Source organism: Adlercreutzia equolifaciens, from assembly GCF_029076695.1.
Taxonomy (GTDB): domain Bacteria; phylum Actinomycetota; class Coriobacteriia; order Coriobacteriales; family Eggerthellaceae; genus Adlercreutzia; species Adlercreutzia equolifaciens_A.
Genome location: NZ_JARFIK010000002.1, coordinates 882,579 through 908,691, shown reverse-complemented (window position 1 = coordinate 908,691; position 26,113 = coordinate 882,579). Strand labels below are relative to the sequence as shown.

The following is a 26,113-nucleotide window of genomic DNA, read 5'->3' as shown; positions in this document are numbered from 1 at the left end:
CTTTGATCGGGGCGTGGCCGACTATAACAATAATGCGAGGATTGGATCGTAGTGTCTTTACCGAGGTTCTTCCTAGACAACCAAGTACTAGCTGCCGAAACAGAGGAAGTGTTTCCGCTGCGGCTGACGTGCGATGACGCCAAACATGCTCGCGTGCTGCGGCTTGCACCTGGCGAGCATGTGGCGGTGATTGACGCCGATCGCGATTACTTCGAGTGCGAGATTGTCGATTTCTCCGACGAGGTGCCCCTGGTGCGTATTGCCCAGCACCAGGAGGCGCTGCCCGACGGTCCCCAAATCATGCTGCTGCAGGGCTTGGCCAAGGGCGACAAAATGGAGACGGTTGTGCGCCACGCCACTGAAGTCGGCGTGGCGGCGTTCGTACCCCTGGCCTGCGCTCGTTCCATTGTGAAACTGGACGGCAAGAAGGCCGCCGCCAAAACCGAGCGCTGGCAGGCCATCGCCAAAAGCGCCGCCATGCAGTCAGGCCAGATGCGCATTCCCGAGGTCAGCGAACCGATGACGGTACGCCAGGCCGCCGAACAGCTCGGCGGGGCTACGGCCGTACTGGTGTGCTGGGAGGAGGCGCCGCAAAGCGCCAGCCTGCGAGAAGCGATACAAGGGGCGCTTCTGGACACCCGCACACCGGCCGAAGATGCGCGTATCGCGGTGGTAGTCGGCCCTGAGGGCGGTCTTTCTGAAGACGAGGTGCAGTTGTTACTGGACGCCAACCCGCACGCCTCCCTCGTCACCCTGGGTCCCTCCATTCTCCGCACAGAAACAGCGGGCATCGTGGCCCCCGCCCTCGTGCTCTACGAGCTGGGAGGCATGGGCAACGCGACTCAAAGCCAGAGGACAACAGCTCTCGAGGGAGTCCGCGATGACGATCCTGTTTACAAACCGCCCGCCATCGCCCAATCCTTCGCCGCAATGTTCGATGAGGATGAGACAAGTCAGACGGTTGGCTGTCTCATCGAGACCCCGGGAGCCGACGATGAGTAGCGCAGAACGGCATGCCGAAACGGCAACGGGCAGATGGCAACTTCCAGGCGTCTCGCCGCGGTTTTTGTTTTGCGTTGTCAATTTGGGCTGCAAGGTTAACCGCGTGGAGTCCGATGGCTTCGAGCGTTTGCTGGCCGAGCGCGGGGGAGTGCCAGCTCCGGAGGCCGAGGCCGATCTCATTGTGGTGAACACCTGCACGGTTACCGGTGAGGCCGAGAAGAAGACGCGCAAGGCCGTGCGCCACGCCCTCAATGCTAGCGCTGGTGCTCAGGTTATCGTCACCGGATGCGCCACTGAAATCGACCAGGAAACCTACGCGAGCCTCGGCGAGCGCGTGACCGTCGTTCCCAAGGCCGAAGCGGCCATCTACCTCGCAGAAACTTTTGATGGAGCAGGGGAGGCATCGTCCGCAAACTCGACGCCCGCGCAAGACAAAGCGGGCGCAGACAGCGAAGATACCGTCCTCGCTTCTCAGTCAAACGGTGTGGCAGCGTCCCCCATGCCCTCCGATGGTCGCACCCGTATTGGCATCAAAGTCCAGGACGGCTGCGACAACGCCTGCACTTATTGCATCGTTCATGTAGCCCGCGGTCGTGCCACAAGTCGCTCCGCTGACGAGGTGGTAGCCGAAGCCACTGCCCTAGCTCGCGCAGGCGTGCGCGAGATTGTGCTGACTGGCATCAACCTAGGATCCTACGACGACGAAGGCTGCGACCTGGCCGACCTCTGTCGTCGCTTGCTCGAAGATACCGCCGACTTGCACGAACCTGGCGAGCCTCCGTGCCGCTTCCGCATCGGCTCCATCGAGCCTATGGACGTGTCCATGGATTTCATCGGCCTTCTTGCCGATGCCGAGGGGCGCCTGTGCCGCCATCTGCACCTGCCGTTGCAGTCAGGCAGCTCCAAAGTACTGCGCGAAATGGCGCGCCCCTACGACGCGGAGGAATATCGCCAGCTCGTCGACTACCTGCGCGCCATGGTGCCTGAAATCGCCCTGACCACCGATATCATTGTGGGTTTTCCTGGTGAAACGGAAGAGAATTTCGAGGACACGGTGAAGCTGGCCCAGCACTGCGGTTTCAGCAAGATTCACGTATTCCCGTACTCCCGTCGCGAAGGCACGCCCGCCGCCCAACGCCCCGACCAGGTCCCTCCCGACGTAAAGGCCGCTCGTGCTGCTCGTCTGCGTCAGCTCTCCGACGAGTTGGCTGCCGCCGATCGCGCGAACCGTGCCGGCACCACCGAGCTCGCTCTAGTCGAAACCTCCACGCGAGCCACCACGGAAAGCTATCACGAGATTGCGCTCACCGAATCTTGCTCCGTAGGTAGCCTGGTGACGCTCGCGCTCTAGCAACATTTCCGAGCGGCAAGCACCAGAGAACGTTCGACAGACCTCGAATACCAGAATGCACTTAGCCCCGATACCGCTCCTCGCAGAACGCCTTCAGGGGAGCGATCTCCTTAGTTATGGCATCCCAGGCTATTTCGGTATCGAAAATTTCGTAGCCGTGCGCTAAATGACACCGCATGCCGTAGATCAATTTCCATTCAATATTGGGATGCGCCTGGCAGAACTCTTCCGACAAGCGATGAACCGCTTCGCCGATTTGAATAAGACACAGAGCACAACTGTCCTGGAAGACTTCATCACGCGCAAATACCTCGTAATTGCTGCCGAAACGGGTCTGTGCCGCTTCAAGCCGCTCGCAATAACGCAGGATAACACCGAGCTGGTCGTTGTCACGATCCTCGGCGTTCATAGCTCCACCACTTCGTAGAGCACCTTTGCCTCCTGGGACACTTTAGCCAGGAAACGCTCGCTCGCCCCAGCAGTTGTCACCACATCCACTGGGCGTCCGAGCTGCTTGGCAAGCGCTTCCTGAAAATCAAGCACTTGCAAGCCCTTGATGGATCCCTTCTCTAGGAGAAGATCGACATCGCTTGCACCGGTGGCCTCGCCGCGGGCATAGGAGCCGAACAGAGAGACCTTCTTTGCCCCATATTCTTGCGCCAGCGACACCACGGCGTAGGTAATTTCCTCAGGGGAGAGCACCTCCTGGGGCGGCTCATAGGCGTCAATGAGCTTCTCGATGAAGCTGGAACGGCTGGTAACCGCTCTGCCCGAAAGCCCCGCCGCCTCATCCTTGCAGGCAAGCATCTGCACACAGGCGTCAAGCTTCTCCAAAGCCTGTTCCGATAAATACAGTGAGATTGTCTTCGCCATGATTACCCCCTTCGTACGCTTCTTAATTCTAATAGAAGTTCTAGGGGAAATCTATTACGAATACAAAAGAAGAAATGACCCCGTTGATCCAACTCGTATCGTCCACGCCCTTGACCATCAAACTAACCCGCAACGCACCGCGTCCTTAGCGGCCTATCTAACATATTCGTACGGTTTTGGAGCGGACGCACAACATAGGGTACAATGTCGCCTATGACTGAACTTTCGCACATAACGCTCACAGCGCCGGACCCCGTGGACATGGCGCTGGTCGTAGGTGCCACTGATGAAATCCTCCACGAACTTGAGCAGGCCTTCGCCGCGCGCATTACCGTGCGGGGCAACACCGTCGCCCTCGAAGGCGATGAAATAGAAGTCCAGCAACTGGTGGCCCTGTTCACAGACTTGTTCAAGCTGGTCCAAGAAGGCGAAACCCCGGACGTACCCTACGTGCAGCGAGCCGTCGAGCTTCTGCGCCGGGCCGAGTTTTCGCCCACGGCGCTGCGGGAGGACGTGCTGCTGTCCTACCGCGGTCGGGCCATTCGCCCGAAAACCGCTGGCCAGAAGCATTACGTCGACGCCATCCGCGACCATACCGTCACCTTCGCTATCGGACCGGCGGGCACGGGCAAAACCTATCTGGCCATGGCCATGGCCGTGGCGGCCCTCAAGCGCAAGGAAGTGGGCCGCATCATCTTGTCGCGCCCCATTGTGGAGGCAGGGGAGAATCTGGGGTTTCTGCCGGGAACGCTCTTCGAGAAGGTGGACCCTTATATCCGCCCGCTCTACGACGCGCTCTATTCCATGTTCGACCAAGAGCGCGCCAACGCCCTTATCGAAAACGGCACCATTGAGATTGCACCCTTGGCCTTCATGCGTGGGCGCACGCTCAACGACGCGTTCATCATCTTGGACGAGGCACAAAACACCACGCCCGAGCAGATGAAAATGGCCCTGACGCGCCTGGGTTTCGGCTCGAAAATTGTCGTCACGGGCGACATCTCCCAAATTGACTTGCCCCGCGGCACCAGCGGCCTGGTTCAGGTGCGCAGCATCCTCGAGGGCATCGACGACATCGCATTTTGCGACCTCAACGGAAAGGACGTCGTGCGCCATTCCCTGGTAGCCACCATCGTGGCCGCCTACGAGCGCGCGGCGGGAAAGGCGAAGTAAGCCATGGAGATTCTCATTACTTACCCGTATCGTGAAGACGACCTGACGGCCATGCCGCTGCACGACCTTGCCCAGTTTGTCCTGGAGCGCGAGGGGAAGCCGCTGAATACCGAGGTGTCCGTCAGCTTTGTGGACAACGACACCATCGCCGAACTCAACGGCCGCTTCCGCAACATCGAGGGTCCCACCGACGTGCTGTCCTTCGAATGCGACAACATTGCCGACGACATCACCGCCGCCGACGGTCCAGCCTGCCCGCTCTACGAGCTGGGCGATGTCATTATTGCCCCGGACGTTGCCGAGAACCAAAGCCAGGAGTACGGCAACTCGCTCGAGCAGGAAATCAGCCTTCTGCTGGTCCACGGCCTTTTGCATCTGTGCGGCTACGACCACATTGAAGACGATGAGGCGGAGGTTATGGAAGCCCGCGAGGCCGAGCTTCTGCGCGAGTGGTCCGAGCGCAACCTGCCTCCCATGGACGAGCGCCGCTAGCCATCGCGTCAATGTCCCGCCCCCCAGCTGACAGCAACGCATCGGACGCCCCGACGGACAAGTCCGTCTCGGGGGTGCGCACGGCTGCCCAAAGCCGCTCCTGCGGCGAGGGACGTTTTCCGCTGGCCTGCGCTTTTCGCTGTGCCGCCCGGGGCGTGGGCTATGCCTTTACCTCGCAGCGCAACCTGAAGATTCAGGGCGCCATCGGGCTTCTCACCGTCATTTTAGGGTTTGCCCTGGGAATTTCCCAGCCTGAATGGTTGGCCATCGTGCTCTGCATTATGGTGGTGGCTACCGCTGAAATTATCAACACTGCCATCGAATCGGTAGTCGATTTGGCCACGGACGTGTGGCATCCCTTGGCCCGCGCCGCAAAGGATGCCGCCGCCGGAGCGGTGCTGGTGGCCTCTATTGGGTCGCTCGTGGTCGGGCTCATAGTGTTCCTGCCCCACGTTTTCTCACTCCTCTGAAAGGAAATCCATGGATCTGGATGCTTATTTCGCCGAAAACCCCATGGGAGGCTCGTTTCCCACCAACCCTGATTTCAAAAGCGGGTTCGTCACCCTGGTAGGGCGCCCCAACGCCGGCAAATCCACTCTGCTCAACGCCATCATGGGCAAGAAGATTGCCATCACCTCGAACACCGCGCAAACAACGCGCCACCGCTTTCGCGCCGTCTACACCACCGACGCCATGCAGATGATCCTCGTCGACACGCCCGGCCTGCACAAGCCTAAGGACGCCCTGGGCGAGGAGCTCAACACCAGCGCCATCAAAGCCTTGGAGGACGTGGACGTGGTAGCCATGCTCATCGACTCGTCCAAGCCCATCGGCAAGGGCGACGAATGGGTGGCCGAGCAGGTGCGCGCCGCCAAGGGATCGGCCAAGATCTGCGTGCTGACGAAAACCGACTTGGCCAGCGAAGCTCAGATCAGTGCTCAGCGCGAGGCGGCGGAGCATTTGGCCGATTGGGACGCCATGGTGGCGCTCTCCTCGGAAACCGGCCGCAACGTGGATGCCTTCGTCGAGGAAGTGCAGTTCCTGCTGCCCGAAGGCCCGGCGTGGTTTCCCCGCGACATGGAAACCGACCAGCCGCTGGAAGTAACCGTGGCCGAGTTCATCCGCGAGAAGGTGCTGCGCAACTTCTTCGACGAGGTGCCTCATGCCATCGGCGTGGGCATCGAGGAGATGGAGTTCGAGCCGCCGAATCTCTACCGCATCTTCGCCGTCATTTACGTGGAGCGCGACAGTCAGAAGGGCATCATCATTGGCAAGCGCGGAGCGGCCATCAAGCGCATCGGCTCGGAGGCCCGCAAAGATCTGGAGCTGCTCCTGGGCTCGAAGGTGTTCCTCGATCTGTCGGTCAAGGTGAAGAAGAACTGGCGCCGCGATGCCAACCAAATCCGCCGTTTCGGCTACGGCGAGGGAGCCTCCTAGGCTCCAGGTGCCCGTGCCATATCCGGAGCCGTCCGCCGCACGAGCGCGGACGGCTTTTTTCGTCGATGGCGCCATCGAGCAATTGTTCCTGTTTTGTTGTCGATACGGCTTCGATGAATGACCAATCAACGCAGCTTATGGGGTACAATTCCCCTCGACATGCCCATATATGAGGAGAACGTAGATGAAATGCCCCCACTGCTCATTTGAGAATCGCCCCGATGCCCCGTTCTGCGAGAACTGCGGCGAGGTGTTTCCCGCACGCATGGACATTCCCGAAATCATAACCCCGTCCACTGACGCTAAGCGTCGCGGCGAGGTGCTCTCTGACGTGCCGCCCATTGTGAAGGTTCCTGAAATCCCGCGGCCCGAGGTGAAGCGCGTCACGCCCGAAGAGGGATCCGCTCCCTTGCCCGATCCCGTTGACATCCCCGACCTTTCCGGCTTCGAGCGTCTGGTCGACTCCAGCTATATTCCGCCCGCGCCGCGCAATTCCGCCGGCGACACGGCCGAGCTGCCGCGCATCGAGGAGGAGTATGTTCCCCGTGCCCGCAGCTACACGCTGGGGCTCGACCCCAAGGAGCAGCGCAAGCGCGATCGCGAGCAGAAGCGCCTGGAGAAAAAGTACGTCAAGCAGCAGCAAAAAGAAGAAGCCCGCTTGGCGAAAGAGCAGGAAAAGGCTGCTAAGGCGGCCCAGAAGGCCGCGGCCGCCGAGGAACGTGCGGCCCGCAAAGCTGCCGAAGAGGAAGAGCGTCAGGCGCGCAAAGCGGCCGAAGCCGAGGAACGTGCTGCCCGCAAGGCCGCTGAGGATGAGGCGCGTGCTGCCCGCAAGGCCGCCGAGGAAGAGGCCCGTGCGGCCCAGGAAGCAGCCGCGGCAGAACGCCGCGCTGCTGACGAAGCTGCCGCCCTGGCCGCGGCCGAGGAGGCGCAGAGCGAACGAGCTGCTTCACTTGCGTTTGAAGAGGCGAGCGAAGAGGCGGCTATCGAACCTGGAGCCAAGGCGCTTCCCGCCGAGAGCGCAACGCCGGCAGCCGAGGACACCTTGAGCGGCGCCGAAGAGCCCACAGCTCTGATGGCAGCGGCCGGCGCAGCAGCCCTTGCCGAACCAGGCATAACGAGCCAGGAAGCGGAAGAGGCGTCGCTCACCCTCGCCCCTCGCCGTCACACAGGAGAGCACCAAGCGCTTGCTCCTGCGGATACGTCGGCTTCGAGCGCCGATGAAAGCGCCGGCCTCGCCGTTGCGGCTCCTGCTGCATCAGGGGCCCTTTCGCTGGGAAAAACCCAGGACGCGCCTACTGAAGATACTGTGGACGAGCCGGCACCTGCGAAGAGCCGTTCGGCCGCTTCCGCCACCCAAGCTCCCAAAGTTACCCGCAGCACCACCCAGCCTTCCCACGGCCGTACCGGCCGATCGAAAAAGCCGCTGGTCATTGGCATCTGCGCCGTGGTGTTGGTCATAGCCCTGGCCGTGGCCGGAGGTACCTACTACGCCGAGCTCTGGGGCGGTCGCACTGTGCCCGACGTCATCGGCATGGCCCAAGATGCCGCCATCGAAGACCTCGAGCAGAGGGTGTTCGCCGTCGAAGCCACCACCGTTCCCTCCGACGAACCGGAAGGAACTGTCATCAGCTGCGATCCTGCTGTCGGCAGCCGTATCGAAGAGGGGAGCACCGTGGTGTTGACCGTGGCAACCCCGCGCCTGGTTCCCAAAGTCAAGGGCTTGAGCCAGCAAGAAGCTGCGGATGCCCTGGCCGCCGAGGGCTTCACGGCCATCGAGTACAAGGAGAAGAAGTCCAACAAGGACGAGGGCACCGTGCTGTCCGTTAGCCCCAAGGCAGGGGAGGAGGCCAAAGCCGACACCCCCATCACGCTCACTGTGGCCGTTCCCTTCACCGTGCCCGACGTTGAGGGCAAGAGCCAGGACGAGGCCATTAAGCTGCTGGAGGACGAGGGCTACAACGTTTCCACGGACTGGTACGTCACCGAGGACATTGAGGAGGGCACCGCCGTTTTTACCGACCCCGAAGCGGGCACCAAACTCGATTCCGGCTCCGACGTCACGCTCTACATCGCCCATTCCCGCGGCACCGAGCTGCGCGAGCTGACCGCTTCCATTTTGCCCGGCGCCACGCTCACCATCGATAAAGTTACCTACCAGGTGCAGGACGTGAAGAGCACTAGCTATCGCGGCGACGGGGAAGTGAACTACACCGTTACCGCCAAGAAGTACGAGGTAGTCACGCTGCCCTTCGGCCTGGGCGAGAAAACGTACTACGACGACAAGGTGCAGACCATCGAGGGCGGCATCGTGTGGGACGACAACAACGAGGTCTCCTACGCCAGCCCCGCCATCCGCTACTAGGAGGCGCGCAGGGTGGCCCAGCCTACCTACACCGTTCGCGCCCTGGTGCTTAAGCGCACGAAACTCGGGGAGAGCGACCTCATTCTCACCCTGCTTGCCGAGGACGGCTCCCAAAAGCGCGTGGTGGCAAAAGGAGCCCGCAAACCCAAGAGCTCCTTCGCTGCCCGCACTGAGCCATTCTGCGTCATCGACGCCCTGTGCGCCTGCGGGCGCAACCTCGACATCCTCAAGGAAGCACGCATCGTGGCGCCCCACAGCGCGCTTCGCCAAGACATCGAGGCCTCGTCGGCCGCTGCTCCCTTGCTAGAGCTTTTGGCCCGCGTCAGCCAGCACGATCTGGAAAACCCGCGCCTGTTCGCCGCCAGCACGAAGGCCCTCGACGTCATGGACGGAGCCGACAGCCCTCATCGCGCCGCTCTGGCCGCGGCGGCACTTCTGAAGATGCTCGCCTTCTCCGGCCTCCGTCCCAGCCTCGAAGTATGCGTGGGCTGCGGCACCGAGCTTGCCTTCTCCGAAGGCATGACCGTCCCGTTCTCGGCCATCGAGGGAGGCGTCGTCTGCGAAACCTGCCGCTCGTCCTTCGAAACCGTCAGGGAGGATGCGGCCACCCTCTGCTGGGCCCAATACTTCCTCACCAGCACCTTCGACGCCATCGCCGAAGGCCCCCAGGATCTCAGCGCCACCTTCGCCGTCCTCCATTTAGAACAAGCGCTCATCCGAGCCCACATAGGAAGCCCTCTCAAAAGCCTCGAGTTCCTATTCACCAGCGGCTTGTTCTAGTGAAGTAAGTAGGCCAGCTGAAGTTCAGTCAGCCCACGTAAAGTTCATTCGCAGGCAGATGCTAAGTTCCAGGATTGGGCAGTTCGGTTCCCCTCGAGCAGCCAATACAACCCTCTTTGGTACCCGAAGGTTGCAAAGCACCAGGTCATCCATACCCAGTTCGCAAAAGAAGGGAACCAAAGCCACTAATTCTGGAACTTTCGCCACAACAGCCGCATCCCAACCCAACCCAGTAAGAGCAGCGGGTGGGGGCAGTGCCGGCCAGGTTCCAAGAACGGCTAGTTTGGTTCCCCGCAGACTGCCAAAATCGGCCAATTTGGTATCCGTTGTGAGCAAAATCCCAGGTCAAATTTTCTCTTCTGTAGCGAAGAGGGAACCAAACCGCCTGATCCTGGAACCTGAGGCAGGTTGACCCTGGGCAAGTAAGACAGAGCAGCGGGCGGGGGCGGCATCCCCGGAGGGCACCGTCTGAACACCAAAAAATAAAGCGGCCGAAGGCCGCCCAGCAAATGCATGAGGGAGCGCAGCGCACGAGCGAAGCGAGCAGCGGAGCGGCGCGTGCCCGGAGCGGGATGGCGCCCCCGCCCGCGGACCAGTGGAGCAACCCGGAATACCCCAGCAACCGCGAGCAACGCCGAAGGCCGAGCAAGCGGGAGCAGTGCAAGCGTGGCAGCCCTTGAAGAAACCGTGGCGTTCACCAATTCGTCAACAACACCGGGCACAAGGTGACCTATACTAGGCAAGCTGCATTGCAGCCCGTCCGCTTTTAGTTCGCATGGACCACTTCCTTGCCTACTCAGAACGGACGCAACAACGTAAGCGCCGCCGGCATCAAGCCGCGGCATCAAAGGCAGCGGCCCCGCTGCAGGAAAGGTGGAAACCATGGCGAACAAGGACAGCATCTCCAAGGAGCGCACTGCGGAACTCATCAAGGAGTTCGGCAAGAACGACCAGGACTCCGGCTCTGCCGAGGTTCAGGTGGCCATCCTCTCGGAGCGCATCCGCAACCTCACCGAGCACCTGAAGACGCACAAGAAGGACAACCACACTCGTCGCGGCCTCATGATGCTCATCGGTAAGCGCCGCGGTATGCTGAAGTACATCAAGAACCGCAACATCGACGAGTACCGCGAGCTTATCAAGAAGCTCGGCATCCGCGACAACATCTAGTTCGTTCAGCTACGGGGCCCTTCGGGGCCTCGTTTTCTGATAGGGCGGTCGCAGGCGCAAGGGCGTTCTGCGCTCGCAGGGGCGGGGGAAAGGTAAGTAGCCCGTCACTGAAGAAGCTTCCGGGCAATGAGGCCAGGAAGGTGAAGAGAAAGTTTTTGCACTATGACTAAAATCGTTGAAGAATTCGAGCTCTACGGCAAGCAGTACCGCCTGGAAACGGGCGAGCTGGCCAAGCAGGCCACGGGCGCGGTGCTCGTTACCTGCGGCGCCACCAGCGTGCTGGTGACGGCCGTCGTCTCCAATCAGGAGAAAGACTACGACTTCTTCCCGCTCACGGTGGACTACATCGAGAAGATGTACGCCGTGGGCCGCATTCCCGGCGGTTACCTGAAGCGCGAGGGCAAGGCCTCCGACCACGGCACCCTGGTGGCCCGCATGGTGGACCGTCCCGTGCGCCCGGGCTTCCCCGACGGTTACAAGAACGAAGTGCACATCGTGTGCACGCCGCTGGTGAACGACGGCGAGAACCTGCCCGATACCATCTGCGTGGCCGGCGCTTCGGCGGCCCTGCTGGTGGGCGGCGCTCCCTTTGACGGCCCGGCCGCCTGCGTGCGCATCGGCCGCAACATCGAGACCGGCGAGTTCATCGTGAACCCTACGGTGGACGAGATGGAAGCCTCCGACCTGGAGCTCACCATTGCCGGCACCGCCGACTACATCTCCATGGTCGAGGCCGGCGCTGCCGAAATCACCGAGGAGGACATGCTGGCCGCCATGACCTTCGGCCAGGAGGCCATCGCTGCCTTCTGCGAGAAGCAGGCTGCCTTCATCGCCCAGGTGAACCCCACGCCCATGGAGTACACCATCCACGCCGCCGACCCCTCCATCGCCGAGAAGGTCGACCCCTTCCTGGCCGACATGTCCGCCGCCCTGCGCGACGCCGATAAGGCCAGCCGCATGGAAAAGGTCGAGGACCTGAAGAACCGCATCATCGAGACGCAGTTCACCGAGGAAGAGCGCGCCGCCTGGGGCTCCGACATCAAGGCCGCTCTGAAGGCCCTTGAGAAGCGCGCCATGCGCCAGATGATCATCGAGACGGGCGAGCGCGCCGATGGCCGTACCCCCGAGGAGATCCGTCCGCTCTACATCGTGCCGGGCTACCTGCCCCGGGTTCATGGCTCGGGCCTGTTCCAGCGCGGTCAGACCCAGGTGCTCTCCGTGTGCACCTTGGGCATGCTGAACGAGTGGCAGCGCCTTGACACCATCTGGCCCGAAGAGGGCAAGCGCTACATGCACCAGTACAACTTCCCGCCCTACTGCACCGGCGAGACCGGCCGCATGGGCGCCCCGAAGCGCCGCGAGATCGGCCACGGTGCTCTGGCCGAGCGCGCCATCCTGCCCGTGCTGCCCGACACCGACACCTTCCCCTACGCCATCCGCGTGGTTTCCGAGGTGCTCGAGTCCAACGGTTCGTCCTCCATGGCTTCCACCTGCGGCAGCTGCCTGGCCCTCATGGACGCCGGCGTGCCCATCTCCGCCCCGGTTTCCGGTGTGGCCATGGGCCTCATCAAAGAGGGCGATGACGTGGTCATCCTCTCTGACATCCAGGGCATCGAGGACTTCCTCGGCGACATGGACTTCAAGGTGTGCGGCACCCCCAACGGCATTACCGCCCTGCAGATGGACAACAAGGCCAAGGGCCTGTCTGTCGACATTCTGGCCCGCGCCCTGAAGCAGGCCCACGAGGGTCGCAAGTTCATTCTGGACGCCATGCTGGAAACCATCGACGCACCGCGTGCCGAGATGAAGGAGACCGCACCTCGCATCGAGACCATCAAGATCCCCGTGGACAAGATCCGCGACGTCATCGGCTCCGGCGGCAAGGTGGTTCGCGGCATCCAGGAGGAAACCGGCGCTTCTATCGACATCCAAGAGGACGGCACCATCCACGTGGGCGCCGTGTCCAGCACCGCCATGCAGGCTGCCAAGGACATGATCCTCGGCATCGTGAAGGAGCCCGAGGTAGGCGAGGAATTCGAGGGCGAAGTCGTTGGCATCAAGGACTTCGGCGCCTTTGTGAAGCTCACTCCCGGCAAGGACGGCCTGCTCCACATCTCCCGCGTGGCCAACGGTCGCGTGGGCAAGGTGGAGGACGTGCTCAACCTGGGCGACGTCATCAAGGTCGTCGTGCTCGAGGTGGATCCGAAGACCGGCAAGATCTCGCTGGATCGTCTCGACAAGCCCGATGCGCCGGCCGGTTCCGCTCCCGCCCGTCGCGAGGACCGCGGTGAGCGCAGCGAGCGCAAGCCCCGCGAGCGTCGCGAGGGCGGCGAGGACAACCGTCCCGGCCGCTCCGGCCGCACCCCCCGTCGTCGCCACGAGAGCAACGGCAACTAGTTTTCTTCACAGCTGGAATTTCGAGGGCGGCCGCAAAGCCGCCCTCACTTCTTCGAGAGGAGAATCCCATGATCAACGTAGCTGTCGCTGGCTATGCCGGCCGCATGGGCTCGGCCGTCGTAGATGCCGTCACCGCCGCCGATGACATGCAGGTGATCTGCGGCATCGACCCCCATGCCAAGGAAGCCCCTTTCCCCGTGTTTGGCACCGTGGAGGAAGCCCTGGACACCGTTACGCCCGATGTACTGGTGGACTTCACCCAGCCCTCTGTGGTAGCCGGCAACCTGGCCGTGGCGCTGCCGCGCGGCGTGAACTGCGTCGTGGGCACCACCGGCCTGTCCACCGAAACCCTCGAGGAGCTGGCCGCCACGGCCGCGAACGGCGCCTGCCTGTTCTACGCCCCCAACTTCACCACGGGCGCCGTGCTCATGATGGAGTTCGCGAAGGCGGCCGCCCCGTACTTCCCGGAGGCCGAGGTCATCGAGTACCACCACTGCAACAAGAAGGACGCTCCGTCTGGCACCGCCGTGCGCACGGCCCAGATGATCGCCGAAGCCCGCGCCCCTCGCGTCTCCGAGGCCCCTGGCCGCGAGACCGAAATCGAGGGCGCCGATGGTGCCCGCGGCGCCCTGGTGGACGGCGTGCCCGTGCACTCTGTGCGCTCCATGGGCTTTGTGGCCAGCCAGGAAGTCATCTTCGGCTCGCTGGGCCAAACCCTCACCATCCGTCACGACTCCTGGGACCGCACCTCCTACATGCCCGGTGTCCTCTTGGGCATCCGCAGCGTAGGGGAGCGCGAAGGCCTCATCATCGGCCTTGAAACCTTCATGGACTAGGGGAGTAGCGGACGGCTCCCGATATCCCCGGAGGGCACCGTCTGAACACTAACTTGAAACGCGGCCGAAGGCCGCAAAGTAAAAGCATGAGGGAGCGCAGCGCCCGAGCGAAGCGAGTCAGCGGAGCGGCGCGTGCCCGGAGGGGAGTCGGGAGCCGTTCGCGGACGGACGGCGTAAATCGATCAGCAAAGGACGCTAGAAGCCGTCCGCAGCCGAACAGGGAAGGGGCGGAAGAGTTGCAGATCGGTGCCGTTAGCTTGTGGGTTTGACGTACTCGCGCCGCTGATGTTTCCTCCTGCGAACATCAGTGGCATAATACCTAAGTTAGATAGGTACAATCCCGCGCAGCAGCGCTGCGTCAAAGCGATGAGAGAGGCATCTATGCAGTTCAAACGCGATCCCCGCTTCGGCCGCATGATTCCGGCCATGGTCACCCCGTTCAATCCTGATCTGGAGCTGGACCTTGACCGCGCCCAGCAGCTGGCCGATCGTCTCGTGCGCGGCGGCTCGGACGCCCTCATCATCAACGGCACCACGGGCGAGAGCCCCACGGTGTTCTATCCGCAGAAGCTGGAGCTGTTCCGCGCCGTGGTGAAGGCGGTCAACGGGCGCGTGCCCGTCATCGCCAACGTGGGCGACAACTGCACCGCCGATACGGTGTACTTCGCCCAGGATGCCCAGAAGCTCGGCGTCGACGGCTTCATGTGCGTGGTGCCCTACTACAACAAGCCTCCGCAGGAGGGCCTGTACCAGCACTTCAAGACCATCGCCTCCAACGTGGAGTTGCCCATTATCCTTTACAATATCCCCGGCCGCTGCTCCATCAACATGGATGCGGAAACCACCCTGCGTCTGGCCCACAACTTCGACAACATCGTGGCCATCAAGGAGGCCTCGGGCGATCTTGACCAGGTAAAGTTCATCATCGACAACGCCCCGGACAAGTTCGACGTGTACTCCGGCGACGATTCCGCCACCCTCGACATCATGAAGCTGGGCGGTGCGGGCGTCATCTCCACCATTGGCAACGTGGCTCCCGAGCGCATGAAGGAAATTGTCACCCTGTGCGCCCGCGAGGAATGGGACGAGGCGGAGACGGCCAACGAGGCCCTCATGCCGCTCATGAAGGGGCTCTTCGAAACCTCCAATCCCATTCTGGTAAAGGAAGCCCTCAACCTTATCGGTTTCCCCGTGGGCGGCGTGCGCCTGCCCTTGGTGGACGCCACGCCCGAGCAGTCCCGTCGCCTTGCCGGCATCATGCGCGAGGTGGGCGTGCTGGACTAGCTCCGGCAGTCATTGCACCGTGAACGCCGGTCCGACCCTTTCGGGCCGGCGTTTTTCAAATACGTCAGAAAGAAAAGGAACCTATGACGACATCAAAGAACGACCGTTCCGATCGCCCGAGCGATCAGGGACAAAACAGCGGCAAGAGCAACAACAACCGCCGCTCCGACAAGCGCAAGAACAACACCTCGTTCAAGCGCGTCAACCTCGAGCGCAAGCGCCCTCAGCTTTCCCGCGGCGAAGCGGCTGAAGGCCAGGGGCAGCAGCGCCCGTCCAATCAGAAGACGCGCCGCGGCTCCAAGAACCAGAAGGACCCCAACGCCAAGCTGAAGATCATTCCGCTTGGCGGCTTGGACGCCATCGGCAAGAACATGACGGCCTTCGAATGCGGCAACGACATGATCCTCGACGACGCCGGCCTGATGTTCCCCGACGACGATCATCCGGGCATCGATCTTATCCTGCCCGACTACACCTACGTGCTGGAAAACGCCGATAAGCTGCGCGGCATCATCATCACCCACGGCCACGAGGACCACACCGGCACCTTGCCGTACCTGCTGAAAGACCTCGACCGCACGGTCAACATCTATGCCACGAAGCTCACCTTGGGCCTTATCGAGGGCAAGTTCGCCGAGCATCGCGTCAAGAACGCCAAGCTCATCGAGATCAAGCCCGGCGACGACATCAAGCTGGGGTGCTTCAAGGTCGACTTCTTCGCCGTGAACCACTCCATTCCCGGCGCCGTGGGCCTGTTCATCCAGAGCCCAGCCGGCAACGTGCTGCACACGGGCGACTTCAAGCTCGATCAGACGCCTATCGACGGCATCACCACCGACTTCGGTGCCTTGGCCCGCTATTCCGAGCAGGGCGTCGACCTCATGATGAGCGACTCCACCAACGCCACCAACCCCAACTTCACGCCCTCCGAGGCCGAAGTGGGCAAGACGCTCGAGCAGATTATCTCCCAGGCCAAGGGCCGCGTCATCATCGCCTCCTTCGCCAGCCATATTCACCGCATGCAGCAAATCTGCGACGCCGCGGTGAAGAACGGCCGCAAGGTAGTGGTTACGGGTCGCTCCATGATCCAGAACACCGACATCGCCCGTCGCCTGGGCTATCTCAACATCTCCGACGACAACCTCATCGATGCCTACGACCTCAAGGGCATTCCGCCCGAGCAGGTGGTCATCATGTGCACGGGCAGCCAGGGCGAGCCCCTGTCGGCCCTGGCCCGCATTGCCAACGGCGAGCACAAGACCATCGAGATCGAAGAGGGCGACACGGTCATCATCTCGGCCACGCCGGTCCCCGGCAACGAGAAGGCCGTCACCCGCGTCATCAACCAGTTGGCGAAAATTGGCGCGGATGTCTACGACAAGAGCCGCGCCCGCGTGCACGTGTCGGGCCATGCCGGTGCCGAAGAGCTGAAGATCATGCTCTCCATCGTGAAGCCGAAGAACTTCATGCCCGTCCACGGCGAGGCCACCCATTTGCGCGCCCACGCCAAGCTGGCCGAGGCCACCGGCGTCGATCCCGACAACATCTACGTTATGGAAAACGGCGACTCTCTGGAACTGTCCGCCCGCGGCGTGGCCCGCGGCGAGGGCGTGCCCTCGGGCATCGTCTACGTGGACGGCCTGTCGGTGGGCGACACCTCCCAGGACGTGCTCGACGAGCGCAACACCTTGGGCAACCAGGGCTTTGCCAGCGTTGCCGTGGCCATCGACATGAAGAAGCGCGCCCTTGAGGCCGACGTGCAGGTGTCCATGCACGGCATCACCGGCGGTGACGACCATTACCTCACCCAGGAAGCCGCAACCACGGTCACCAACGCCCTCAAGCGCTGCCTGGCCAAGGACGGCGGCATCAAGGAGCTGCGCAAGGTGGCCCGCGACGCCCTGCTGTCCCTGCTGTGGGAGCGCACCAAGCAGCGCCCCATGGTCGTCGTGAACATCCTGGAGGTCTAGGCAAGCGTGGCCCGACACTCTCAGCAAAGTCAGAAAGCAACAAAATCCCGCGCTGCGGCCAGCGGTGGTACGCCCAAAAGCGGAACGCGCCGCTCCGCTGCCCGCAGCCGGGCCACGGTATCCGAAGAGCCGCGCGTCTTCGACGATCGCACCCGCCGCGATGTGGTGGGCGTCGGCATAGTGCTGCTGGGCATTGTGCTGTTCATTGCCGCCGTGGCCCCCTCGGGTGCCATCGTCACCTCTTTTCTGTCCGAGGCTCTGCACCTGGTCTTCGGCATCGGCTGCTATCTGCTGCCCTTCTTTTTGGTGGCCATCGGCGCCTCCATTCTCTATCGTCTGGATCACCAGCGCATGTCGCTGCGCATTGCCATCGGCCTGGCCCTCATCCTCATTGCGTTGCTCGGCATCATCGCCCTGTTCACGCCTTTGGGCTTCCAGGGGCCGGCGTTCCTGTTCGACCACAACGCCCTGGTAACCCACGGCGGCTACGTGGGAGCGGCCCTCGCTTGGGTGGGGCTGACCCTGTTCGGACAGATCATTTCCTGTGTCATCATGCTGGGCATCGCGCTTATCGGCGTCATCATCATCGGCTTCTCCGTGTCTTCCTTTATCGAGAAGTTCCGTGCCACCCATACCCCGGGTATCCCCGAGGGTATGCCCGGGGTGGCTGACGCGCTGCTGGGTCGGGCGCGACGGGGAAGGACCAGCTCCGAAGACATGCCCGCGCCGGCCCGTATCATCGCTGGCAATACTGATCCTACGGCGGTCAACCCTGCGGCGCTTACCTCGCGACTGCCCTTTGAGGAGCCGCGCCGGCCCCGCACTGGTCGCGTCGGCGCTCCGGAAGGCGCCCTCACCCAGAAAATCGGTGCCGCCGATGAAACCCAGCTCATTCCCATCGTGCCGCCCGATCCCATGGAAACGGCCCAGATCAAGGACATTTCCGCGGCCGAGCCCGCCGCGCCCCTTACCCGCAAGCTCGGAAAGCGCAACAAGCCCCAGCCCGAGGAGAAGCCCGCGCCGGCTCCGAAGCGCCCCGCCCGTAAGAAGGCCGCGAAGCCCGAGCCTGAAAAGCCGCGCTCCAAGGACGGCTTTGAGCTGCCGCCCATGAGCCTGCTCTCCACGGGAGGCGGCACCCGTCGGGGCTCCACCGAAGAAGAGCTGCGCGAAGTGGCTATGGAGCTTCAGGGCACCTTGGAGGACTTCGGCGTCATGGCCTCGGTCGTGGGCTGGGTGGAAGGCCCGACGGTTACCCTCTTCAAAGTCGATCTGCCCTCCGGCGTGCGCGTGAGCAAAGTCACCAACCTCACCGACGACATCGCCCTGGCCTTGGCGGCCCCCGGCGTCCGCATCTTCGCCCCCATCCCGGGCACAAACTATGTGGGCATCGAAGTACCCAACCGCAAGCGCCAGATGGTCTACCTGCCCGAGGTGCTGGCAGCGGCGGGGGAGGGGCCCTTGCAAGTGGCCATCGGCGAGGACGTCGAGGGGCACTCCATCGTCCACGACCTGGCGAAAATGCCTCACGTGCTTATTGCCGGCACCACCGGTTCCGGTAAGTCCGTTGAGGTCAACGGCATGATCATGTCCATCCTCATGCGCGCCACTCCCTCGGAGGTGCGCTTCATCATGGTCGATCCGAAACGCGTGGAATTTGCGCCCTACGAGGGCATTCCCCATCTCTATGTGCCCGTGGTCACCGAGTGCCGCGAGGCCTCCAGCGCCCTGTCCTGGGCCGTGGCTGAGATGGAGCGCCGCCTGAAGATGTTCTCGAAATGCGGCGTGCGCAATATTATCTCGTTCAACGAAAAGGCCCGCGCGGCTCAAGAGGCCGATGCCGCCGCTGAAAAGGCAGGGGAGGTGCCGCCGGAGAACCCCTACGGCGAGCCCATTCCCTACATTGTCATCGTCATCGACGAGCTGGCCGACCTCATGATGAACGTCGGCAAAGAGGTGGAGTTCTCCATCAGCCGTATTGCGCAGCTGGCCCGTGCGGCCGGCATTCACCTCATCATTGCCACCCAGCGCCCCTCCACCAACGTGGTTACGGGCCTTATCAAGGCGAATATTACCTGCCGCATCGGTCTTACCGTGGCCTCGGGCATTGACTCCCGCGTCATCTTGGATTCCGTTGGCGCCGAGAACCTCATCGGCCACGGCGACCTGCTCATCGGCATGCCCGAGTACCCCAAGCCTGTGCGCGTGCAGGGGCCCTTCGTCTCCGATGAGGAAATTGCCGCCGTGGTGGCGCACCTCAAGTCTCAGGGCGAGCCGGAGTACCACGACGAGATTCTGAAGACCAATGTGGTCACCTTGGGTGACAGCTCGCCGGCCGGTGACGGCGGCTCCGAAGACGACGATCCACTCATCTGGGAAGCCGCCGATGTGGTGGTTTCAAGCGGATTGGGCTCAACATCCAACCTTCAGCGCCGCTTGAAGGTTGGCTATGCCCGAGCAGGACGTATAATGGATCAATTGGAAGAAAAGGGCATTGTGGGCCCGGCCAACGGCAGCCGTCCCCGCGAGGTCCTCGTCGACGAGATGGAACTCGAGACCCTCAAGGCCTTCGAGACCCACGACGAGATGGAAGATTTCTAACCCGCAGCCTTACCCCTGCGACTGAATAGAGGAGACACACCGTGGCGAGACAGACTTCTTTTGGAGACATGCTCAGAAACGCGCGCGAGCGCAAGGGCCTCGATCTCTCTACCGCCGCTCGCAAGCTGCGCATTCGTCCCGACATCCTGCGCGCCATCGAGGACGGCGATTTCGCCCGCATGCCACCGCGAGGCTACACCTCCAACATGGTAGGGGCCTATGCACGTCTGGTCGGTCTCAATCCCACCGAGGTCACCCGCGCCTATCGCGACGAGGCCTATCAGTTTGAAACAGGGCGCCGTCCCTACGACCGTCCCGAGCGCGGCCGCTCGTCGGACCGCGGGGGAGACTGGGCCACGGGCCGCGGCGGCTCTTCGTCGCGTAGCGGGCGCCGCACCGAGACTCTGGAAATGCCCAGCAATCGCAGCTCTCGCTCGCGCAGCAGCTACGGATCCTCCTCGGGTCGCTCCACGCGCGGTGCTGCGCCGCAGCCCCAGTACACCAACTTGGTCCAGGGCCGGCAGGCCCCGGGCATTACGGCCAACTTCAGCTCTATGCTGCCGCTTATCGTTGTCGGGGCCATCATCGTGGCCCTTCTCGTGCTGGTCATCGTGCTGGCCTTCGGCAACCATGGAACCGAAGCCGACGACACGCCCACCATCCCCATCTCCGGTATGGCCAATTCCGCCAACACCAACACGGGCACGACGGGCACCGACAACACCACTCCCTCGGTTGAGCCCGTGGCTCCTACCAGCGCGAAGTTCACCTGGGAGGTGCTCGACGGCAAAGAGGCCTATATCGAAATCTACAAGGACGACAAGACCATCATGGCCGAAACCGTCACCGGACCCGACACCGGCGACGAGGACGTAACCGACACCCTGCGCTTCGTCACCTCGGCCCCCGAGAACGTGAAGATCTTCGTGGACGACAAGGAAGTCACCCTTCCCGAGCCCAGCGACCGGGGTATTTCCTCCTACACCGTCAACTTCGAGGACATTCTGGAACAGTGGCGCAAGGACAACAACCTGTCTACCACCTCCAAGGATGGCGATACTTCCAAGGACAGCACTGACGATGACGATACTTCCTCCGATGACGGCGAGGGCAGCAGCTCCGATGGCGGCGATTCGTCAGACGACACCGGCTCTTCCGACACCGCTGACGACGACGCTGCGAACTAGGGCAGCATCCTTCTCACTCGTTTCAACGCAACCAGCAAGAAAGGTTTTCCCATGGCAAAAGAATCCAGCTTCGATGTGGTATCCACCGTCGACATGCAAGAGGTCGACAACGCGTTCCAGCAGGCGCGCAAAGAGCTGGCCCAGCGCTACGATCTGAAGGACTCCGGCGCCGAGATTACGCTGGACAAGAACGGTCGCACCATGACGGTCAGCGCTCCGGCCGATTTCGTCGCGGGCCAGGTTATCGACGTCATTGGCTCGAAGCTCATCAAGCGCGGCATCGACTTGACCGCCGTGTCCTGGGGCGACCCCATCGCTGCCACCGGTGGCAGCGTGCGCCGGGTGGCCACCATTGTCGACGGCATCGACAAGGAAACGGCCGGCAAGATCAACAAGGACATCAAGGCCCAGAAACTCAAGTGCAAGGTCACCATCGAGGGCGACAAGCTGCGCGTGAGCTCCGCCTCTCGCGACACGCTGCAGGAGGTTATCGCCTTCCTCAAGGGCCAAGACTACGGCCAGCCTCTGCAGTACGTCAACTACCGCTAGGATTCGCAGCGCTATGGCCTCTCAGACCGCAGTACCGCCAACCACTGTCTTTTCTTCCGACACCTCCTGCGGCGCCGTCGGCTTCGTTACCATGGGGTGCGCCAAAAACGAGGTGGACTCCGCCGCCATGGCCCGCGCCCTTAAAGGGGCCGGCTATCGCGTGGACGCGGCCCTGGAAGACGCCGATGTTGTCATCATCAACACCTGCTCGTTCATCCAATCGGCCACCGAGGAGAGCCTTGACGCCATTTTCGAGGCGGCGCAGCTGCCTCGGGTAAGTTGCGGAGACGCCGCCCTTATTGTGGCCGGCTGCATGCCGGCGCGCTACGGCGACGACCTTGCCACCGAGCTGGAAGAGGCGCGCGCCTTTATTCCCTGCAGCAAAGAGGACGACATCGTCGCCATTGTTGACGGCATTTGCGGCATCGATCGCGCTTCTTTCGTCCAGGACCCTGCAGAAGGAAAGAACACCCCCGCCGAGGCTGCCCGTCCCATCGAATGTGCAGGGGAGCCCTTCACCTATGTGAAAATCTCCGACGGCTGCGATCGGTTCTGCTCTTACTGCACCATTCCCTTTATTCGCGGCCGCTACCACAGCTTCCCCGCCGAGCGCATCGAAGCTGACGTGCGCCGTGCCATCGAGGACGAGGGCGTGCGCGAGATTGTGCTCATTGCCCAGGACACGGGCCGCTGGGGCCAAGATCTTCCCGATACCCCCAGCCTCGCATGGCTTGTCGAGCACTTGGCCACCCAGTACCCCGCTACCTGGTTCCGCATCATGTACCTGCAGCCCGAGGGCATTACCGACGAGCTGCTCTCGGTCATGGCCCGCTACGACAACGTCTGCTCTTACCTGGACATTCCCTTGCAGCACGTCTGTACTCCTATCCTGCGCGCCATGAATCGGGCCGGGTCTCGCGCCTCCTTTGAGGCGCTTATCGAACGCGTGCAGACCGCCGTGCCCGATATCACTTTGCGCACCACGCTTATTGCCGGTTTCCCGGGCGAGACGGAAGAGGATTTCGAGGAACTCTGCGATTTCGCCGCCGAAGCGCCCTTCGACTACATCGGCGTGTTTCCCTATTCGCGCGAAGAAGGTACCGCCGCGTTCGACCTGCCCGATCAAATCGATGAAGAGGAAAAGGTGGAGCGCGCCCAAATTCTCCGCGATACCGCCGATGCCGCCTGCGCGGCGCGCATTGCCCAGCGCGTCGGCCGTACCTACGCCGTTCTGGTCGAAGGCACCGAGGAAGATGGTCAGCGCTACGGCCGCGCCCAGTGCCAGGCGCCGGAAGTCGACGGCATCACCTTTATCGAAAGGGGAGAGATCGGCGACATTATTCCAGTGACCATTGTCGACACGCTTCTGTACGAGATGGAAGGCGAATAAACCTATGACCGTTATCGAGCCCACGGCCCCCGAGAAGCTCTGGACCCCGGCCAATATCGTTACGCTCATTCGCATTTGCTTGGTCCCTGTTTTTGTCCTGGCCATTGTGAGCCCCTGGCCCGAATGGGTCGGGCTGCCCGGCATCACCCTGGAGGCTAAGCGACTCATCGCCGCTGGCATCTTCATTCTCATTTCCTGCACTGACTGGATAGACGGCTACTTGGCGCGCAGTCGCGGCGAGGTGACGGACTTCGGCAAGTTCATGGACCCCCTGGCCGACAAGATCCTGGTGGCCGCAGCCCTTATTGCCCTGGTAGAGCTTGCTGTTCTTCCCGGCTGGCCCGTGCTCATCATCCTGGCGCGCGAGTTCATCGTTTCCGGCATTCGCATGATTGCCGCCAGCAAGGGCGAGGTTATCGCTGCCAGCTGGTACGGCAAGGCGAAAACGGTGTTTCAGATTTTGGCCATCATTCTCTTCCTGATTAAAGACTCGCTCACGTTCAATACCGCAGGAGCGGCCTTCACGAATCCCATGTTTGTGCTGGCCTGGTTCGTTATGGTCATCGCCCTGGTGCTGACCATCATGTCCATGCTCGACTACCTGGTCAAGGCCCGCAAGCTTCTGCGCGGCGTCTCTTCTGCCACGGCGAAAACTACGCCAGCCGTCACCACGCCGGAGCCTCCCATGGAAATTGCGGCGCTGCAAAAGGCCATCGACGAGCGCGCCGCCGACGTCATTCAACTGGCGGCGGCAAAGCAGGCCACCATTTCAACGGCAGAAAGCCTCACTGGAGGCCTTATCGCTGCTATGCTCACCTCGGTCCCTGGCAGCTCAACGGTGGTGCGTGGCGGCATTGTCAGCTACGTGAACGACGTGAAGGAGCAGCTGCTCGGCGTGTCGGACGAGGTGCTCTCTCGCCAGGGAGCCGTCGATGAGACCGTGGCCCTGCAAATGGCCCGCGGCTCTTTGCGCGAGCTGCGCACCAACGTAGCCGTGTCCGTTACCGGCATCGCCGGCCCCACGGGAGCCGAACCGGGAAAACCCGTGGGCACCGTATGGCTGGGCTGCGCTACCCAAACCGGCACCCATGCCACGCTTCTACATTTTGAGGGCGGCCGCCAAGCAGTGCGGCTGCAAACGACGCTTGCCGCCCTCGACGCCTTGAAAGAGGCCCTGCAAACCGTAGAAACCCGCTAGGTGGCCGCCAATTTCCCGGGCAGATAGCGAGCTGCTGATCAGATCATCAGCCGTCACGTCGCGACCGCTGCGAATCCTGCGCGCCCCACGCTGCGATTCCTAGGCACCTTTGCTGCGACCGCATTGCGACATTCCAGGGCTAGCATGCGCCGACGTCGGAAGTAGCGAACGGCCTCAATAAAAACTTCTTGACTACCATACGTTTGTTCGTATAATAAGAAAACAGGCCATTTGTTCGTATTGGGGCCAGACAAGGAGAGGTCATGAACGAAGAAAAAGAGAAGATGCTCAAGCTCACCACGGACCAAATTGAATCGAAATTTGGCAAGGGCTCCATCATGACTCTCGGAGAGGGCGGAGCCGATCTCAACATCGGCGTCATTCCCACGGGTGCCTTGCCTCTTGACGCCGCCCTGGGCATCGGTGGCGTGCCCCGAGGCCGCATCATCGAAATCTACGGCCCTGAGTCCAGCGGTAAAACCACGCTGGCCCTGCAAATTCTCGCCGAGGCCCAAGCCTTGGGCGGCATCGTTGCCTTCATCGATGCCGAGCATGCCCTCGACCCCGTCTATGCCGCCCGTATCGGCGTCGACATCGACGAGGTGCTCATCTCCCAGCCCGACACCGGCGAGCAGGCACTGGAAATCTGCGACATGCTCGTTCGCTCGGGCGCCATCGACTGCGTTATCGTCGACTCGGTAGCAGCCCTGGTGCCCCGTGCTGAAATCGAGGGCGAAATGGGCGACACCACAGTCGGTCTACAAGCCCGCCTCATGTCCCAGGCTCTGCGCAAGTTGGCCGGTTCGCTCTCGAAGTCAAACACTACCTGTATTTTCATCAACCAGCTGCGTGAGAAGATCGGCGTCATGTTCGGTAATCCGGAAACCACCACCGGCGGTCGCGCCCTCAAGTTCTTCTCCAGTGTGCGCATCGACATTCGCCGCATCGATTCCATCAAGCAAAACGGCGACGTGGTCGGCAATCGCGTCCGCGCCAAGGTGGTCAAGAACAAGGTGGCCCCGCCCTTCCGCCAGGCCGAGTTCGATCTTATGTACGGCGAAGGTATTTCTCGTGAGGGCTGTATCGTCGACATGGCCGTGGAAGCCGGTGTCGCCAAGAAGTCCGGCGCTTGGTATACCTATGGGGAGGAGCGCTTGGGTCAGGGTCGCGAGGCCGCCAAGCAAACGCTCAAGGAAAACCCCGACCTGCGCGATGAAATCGAGCTGAAGGTTCGCGAGGCCTTTGACATTCCCGTTATCAGTCGCTCCGAAGAGGAGGATTCCTTCTCGCCGGCACCGAAGTCGGGTAAAAAGAAATAGCCGTGGCCTCTCGTGCCGACATCCTCGACCAATTGAAGCAAGCCGTCGCCGCCATCGAACGCGGCGATCATCCGAGCGATTCCGCCTGCGGGGCGGAGTCGCTCGCTTCTTCCTGCGCCCCCACCAAGCGTGCCTCGTTGTCAGCCGATCATCATCCCACCGCCTCTTCCTCCTTCTCCAACTTGACCCAGAACGAAGAGCCCACTGCCGAAGAGGCCTATCAGAAAATCCTGCGCCTTATCAGCGTTCGAGAGCGCTCGAGCACCTATCTGCGCAGCCGTCTCCTTAAAGAGGAATACCCGCCCGATGCCGTGGAGGAAGCCTTGGGTAAATGCCAGCGACTGCATCTCGTCGATGATCGCCGCTATGCTGATGCCCTTATCCGGATGCGGTTGGCTGCTGGCAAGGGGCTGCGAGAGGCGGAGCGCGAAATTGAGGAACTGGGCATCGATCCTTCCACCTTGGACGCGTGGCAAGAGCACGATGCTCTTGGGCGAGAAGCCGAAGTCCAGCGCGCCCTGGCGCTTTTGCAGCGCCGTCCTCCTCGGGCCAAGCAAGTGCGCGAGGCCGCCTATCGCAAGCTGGTCAGCCAAGGCTATGGCACCGATATTGCCGCCACGGCTGCTCGCCAATGGGCCGAGGAGCACGCCTCATCTTAAGCGCTTTGCTCCGCTGCACGCCATGGTTGTGGTGTTCGACCGTCTTTCCTGGCATCTGACGGCACTTATGGTGCGCTTCCCTGGCT

Annotated in this window: 22 protein-coding genes; 20 read left to right on the top strand and 2 right to left on the bottom strand. The window is 62.3% G+C overall.

The genetic code is table 11. The features are described from left to right. Positions 1-51: 51 nt before the first annotated feature. Positions 52-1,002, top strand: coding sequence for an RsmE family RNA methyltransferase (locus PZH32_RS09630; protein ID WP_275207846.1), 951 nt, complete (start codon positions 52-54; stop codon positions 1,000-1,002). Positions 1,003-1,066: 64 nt separating this feature from the next. After that, positions 1,067-2,353, top strand: coding sequence for a tRNA (N(6)-L-threonylcarbamoyladenosine(37)-C(2))-methylthiotransferase MtaB (gene mtaB / locus PZH32_RS09625; RefSeq protein WP_275207844.1), 1,287 nt, complete (start codon positions 1,067-1,069; stop codon positions 2,351-2,353). A 61-nt stretch (positions 2,354-2,414) separates the two neighbouring features. Here mtaB and PZH32_RS09620 read toward each other — a convergent pair whose 3' ends face one another. Continuing rightward, positions 2,415-2,762 carry a HepT-like ribonuclease domain-containing protein gene (locus PZH32_RS09620; RefSeq protein WP_275207843.1) on the bottom strand — a complete coding sequence of 116 codons (348 nt, stop codon included), beginning with the start codon at positions 2,760-2,762 and terminating at the stop codon, positions 2,415-2,417. Then, on the bottom strand, positions 2,759-3,226 hold the full coding sequence (locus PZH32_RS09615; RefSeq protein ID WP_275207841.1) for a nucleotidyltransferase family protein: 468 nt from the start codon (positions 3,224-3,226) through the stop codon (positions 2,759-2,761). Before PZH32_RS09615 ends, PZH32_RS09620 begins: the two co-directional genes overlap by 4 nt. Positions 3,227-3,439: 213 nt before the next feature. Here PZH32_RS09615 and PZH32_RS09610 point away from each other — a divergent pair, with 213 nt between their 5' ends. From PZH32_RS09610 to PZH32_RS09525, 18 genes are all read left to right on the top strand, one after another. Further along, positions 3,440-4,399 (top strand): PhoH family protein, encoded by a 960-nt coding sequence (locus PZH32_RS09610; RefSeq protein ID WP_275207840.1) that lies wholly within the window; start codon positions 3,440-3,442, stop codon positions 4,397-4,399. Positions 4,400-4,402: 3 nt separating this feature from the next. Beyond that, a complete protein-coding gene (gene ybeY, locus PZH32_RS09605) occupies positions 4,403-4,891 on the top strand; it encodes an rRNA maturation RNase YbeY (protein ID WP_275207839.1) in 489 nt (162 codons plus the stop codon). 11 nt (positions 4,892-4,902) lie between these two features. After that, entirely contained in the window at positions 4,903-5,361 is a 459-nt protein-coding gene (locus PZH32_RS09600; protein ID WP_275207838.1) for a diacylglycerol kinase family protein, read from the top strand. Between the two features lie 43 nt (positions 5,362-5,404). Then, positions 5,405-6,328, top strand: coding sequence for a GTPase Era (gene era / locus PZH32_RS09595; protein ID WP_275208227.1), 924 nt, complete (start codon positions 5,405-5,407; stop codon positions 6,326-6,328). A gap of 184 nt (positions 6,329-6,512) precedes the next feature. Then, on the top strand, positions 6,513-8,690 hold the full coding sequence (locus PZH32_RS09590; protein ID WP_275207837.1) for a PASTA domain-containing protein: 2,178 nt from the start codon (positions 6,513-6,515) through the stop codon (positions 8,688-8,690). A gap of 12 nt (positions 8,691-8,702) precedes the next feature. Beyond that, entirely contained in the window at positions 8,703-9,470 is a 768-nt protein-coding gene (gene recO / locus PZH32_RS09585; protein WP_275207835.1) for a DNA repair protein RecO, read from the top strand. A gap of 882 nt (positions 9,471-10,352) precedes the next feature. Beyond that, positions 10,353-10,640: a 30S ribosomal protein S15 gene (rpsO, locus tag PZH32_RS09580; protein ID WP_275207833.1), complete on the top strand. Its 288-nt coding sequence runs from the start codon at positions 10,353-10,355 to the stop codon at positions 10,638-10,640. Positions 10,641-10,802: 162 nt separating this feature from the next. After that, positions 10,803-13,037 (top strand): polyribonucleotide nucleotidyltransferase, encoded by a 2,235-nt coding sequence (locus tag PZH32_RS09575; RefSeq protein WP_275207832.1) that lies wholly within the window; start codon positions 10,803-10,805, stop codon positions 13,035-13,037. A gap of 68 nt (positions 13,038-13,105) precedes the next feature. Next, positions 13,106-13,873 carry a 4-hydroxy-tetrahydrodipicolinate reductase gene (gene dapB / locus PZH32_RS09570; RefSeq protein WP_275207831.1) on the top strand — a complete coding sequence of 256 codons (768 nt, stop codon included), beginning with the start codon at positions 13,106-13,108 and terminating at the stop codon, positions 13,871-13,873. 381 nt (positions 13,874-14,254) lie between these two features. Beyond that, on the top strand, positions 14,255-15,157 hold the full coding sequence (gene dapA, locus PZH32_RS09565) for a 4-hydroxy-tetrahydrodipicolinate synthase (protein ID WP_275207830.1): 903 nt from the start codon (positions 14,255-14,257) through the stop codon (positions 15,155-15,157). A gap of 83 nt (positions 15,158-15,240) precedes the next feature. Then, entirely contained in the window at positions 15,241-17,127 is a 1,887-nt protein-coding gene (locus tag PZH32_RS09560; protein ID WP_275207829.1) for a ribonuclease J, read from the top strand. A 6-nt stretch (positions 17,128-17,133) separates the two neighbouring features. Continuing rightward, positions 17,134-19,725: an FtsK/SpoIIIE family DNA translocase gene (locus PZH32_RS09555; RefSeq protein WP_275207828.1), complete on the top strand. Its 2,592-nt coding sequence runs from the start codon at positions 17,134-17,136 to the stop codon at positions 19,723-19,725. A 41-nt stretch (positions 19,726-19,766) separates the two neighbouring features. Then, positions 19,767-20,912 carry a helix-turn-helix domain-containing protein gene (locus PZH32_RS09550; protein WP_275207827.1) on the top strand — a complete coding sequence of 382 codons (1,146 nt, stop codon included), beginning with the start codon at positions 19,767-19,769 and terminating at the stop codon, positions 20,910-20,912. A 51-nt stretch (positions 20,913-20,963) separates the two neighbouring features. Beyond that, complete coding sequence (locus tag PZH32_RS09545) at positions 20,964-21,461, top strand: YajQ family cyclic di-GMP-binding protein (RefSeq protein WP_275207826.1); 498 nt, start codon at positions 20,964-20,966, stop codon at positions 21,459-21,461. 13 nt (positions 21,462-21,474) lie between these two features. After that, positions 21,475-22,851: a 30S ribosomal protein S12 methylthiotransferase RimO gene (gene rimO, locus PZH32_RS09540; RefSeq protein ID WP_275207824.1), complete on the top strand. Its 1,377-nt coding sequence runs from the start codon at positions 21,475-21,477 to the stop codon at positions 22,849-22,851. Positions 22,852-22,855: 4 nt separating this feature from the next. After that, positions 22,856-24,049, top strand: a complete 1,194-nt coding sequence (gene pgsA, locus PZH32_RS09535) for a CDP-diacylglycerol--glycerol-3-phosphate 3-phosphatidyltransferase (RefSeq protein WP_275207822.1) — start codon at positions 22,856-22,858, stop codon at positions 24,047-24,049. Positions 24,050-24,312: 263 nt separating this feature from the next. After that, on the top strand, positions 24,313-25,368 hold the full coding sequence (recA, locus tag PZH32_RS09530) for a recombinase RecA (RefSeq protein ID WP_275207820.1): 1,056 nt from the start codon (positions 24,313-24,315) through the stop codon (positions 25,366-25,368). A gap of 2 nt (positions 25,369-25,370) precedes the next feature. Next, positions 25,371-26,027 (top strand): regulatory protein RecX, encoded by a 657-nt coding sequence (locus tag PZH32_RS09525; protein ID WP_275207819.1) that lies wholly within the window; start codon positions 25,371-25,373, stop codon positions 26,025-26,027. The last annotated feature ends 86 nt before the right edge of the window (positions 26,028-26,113 follow it).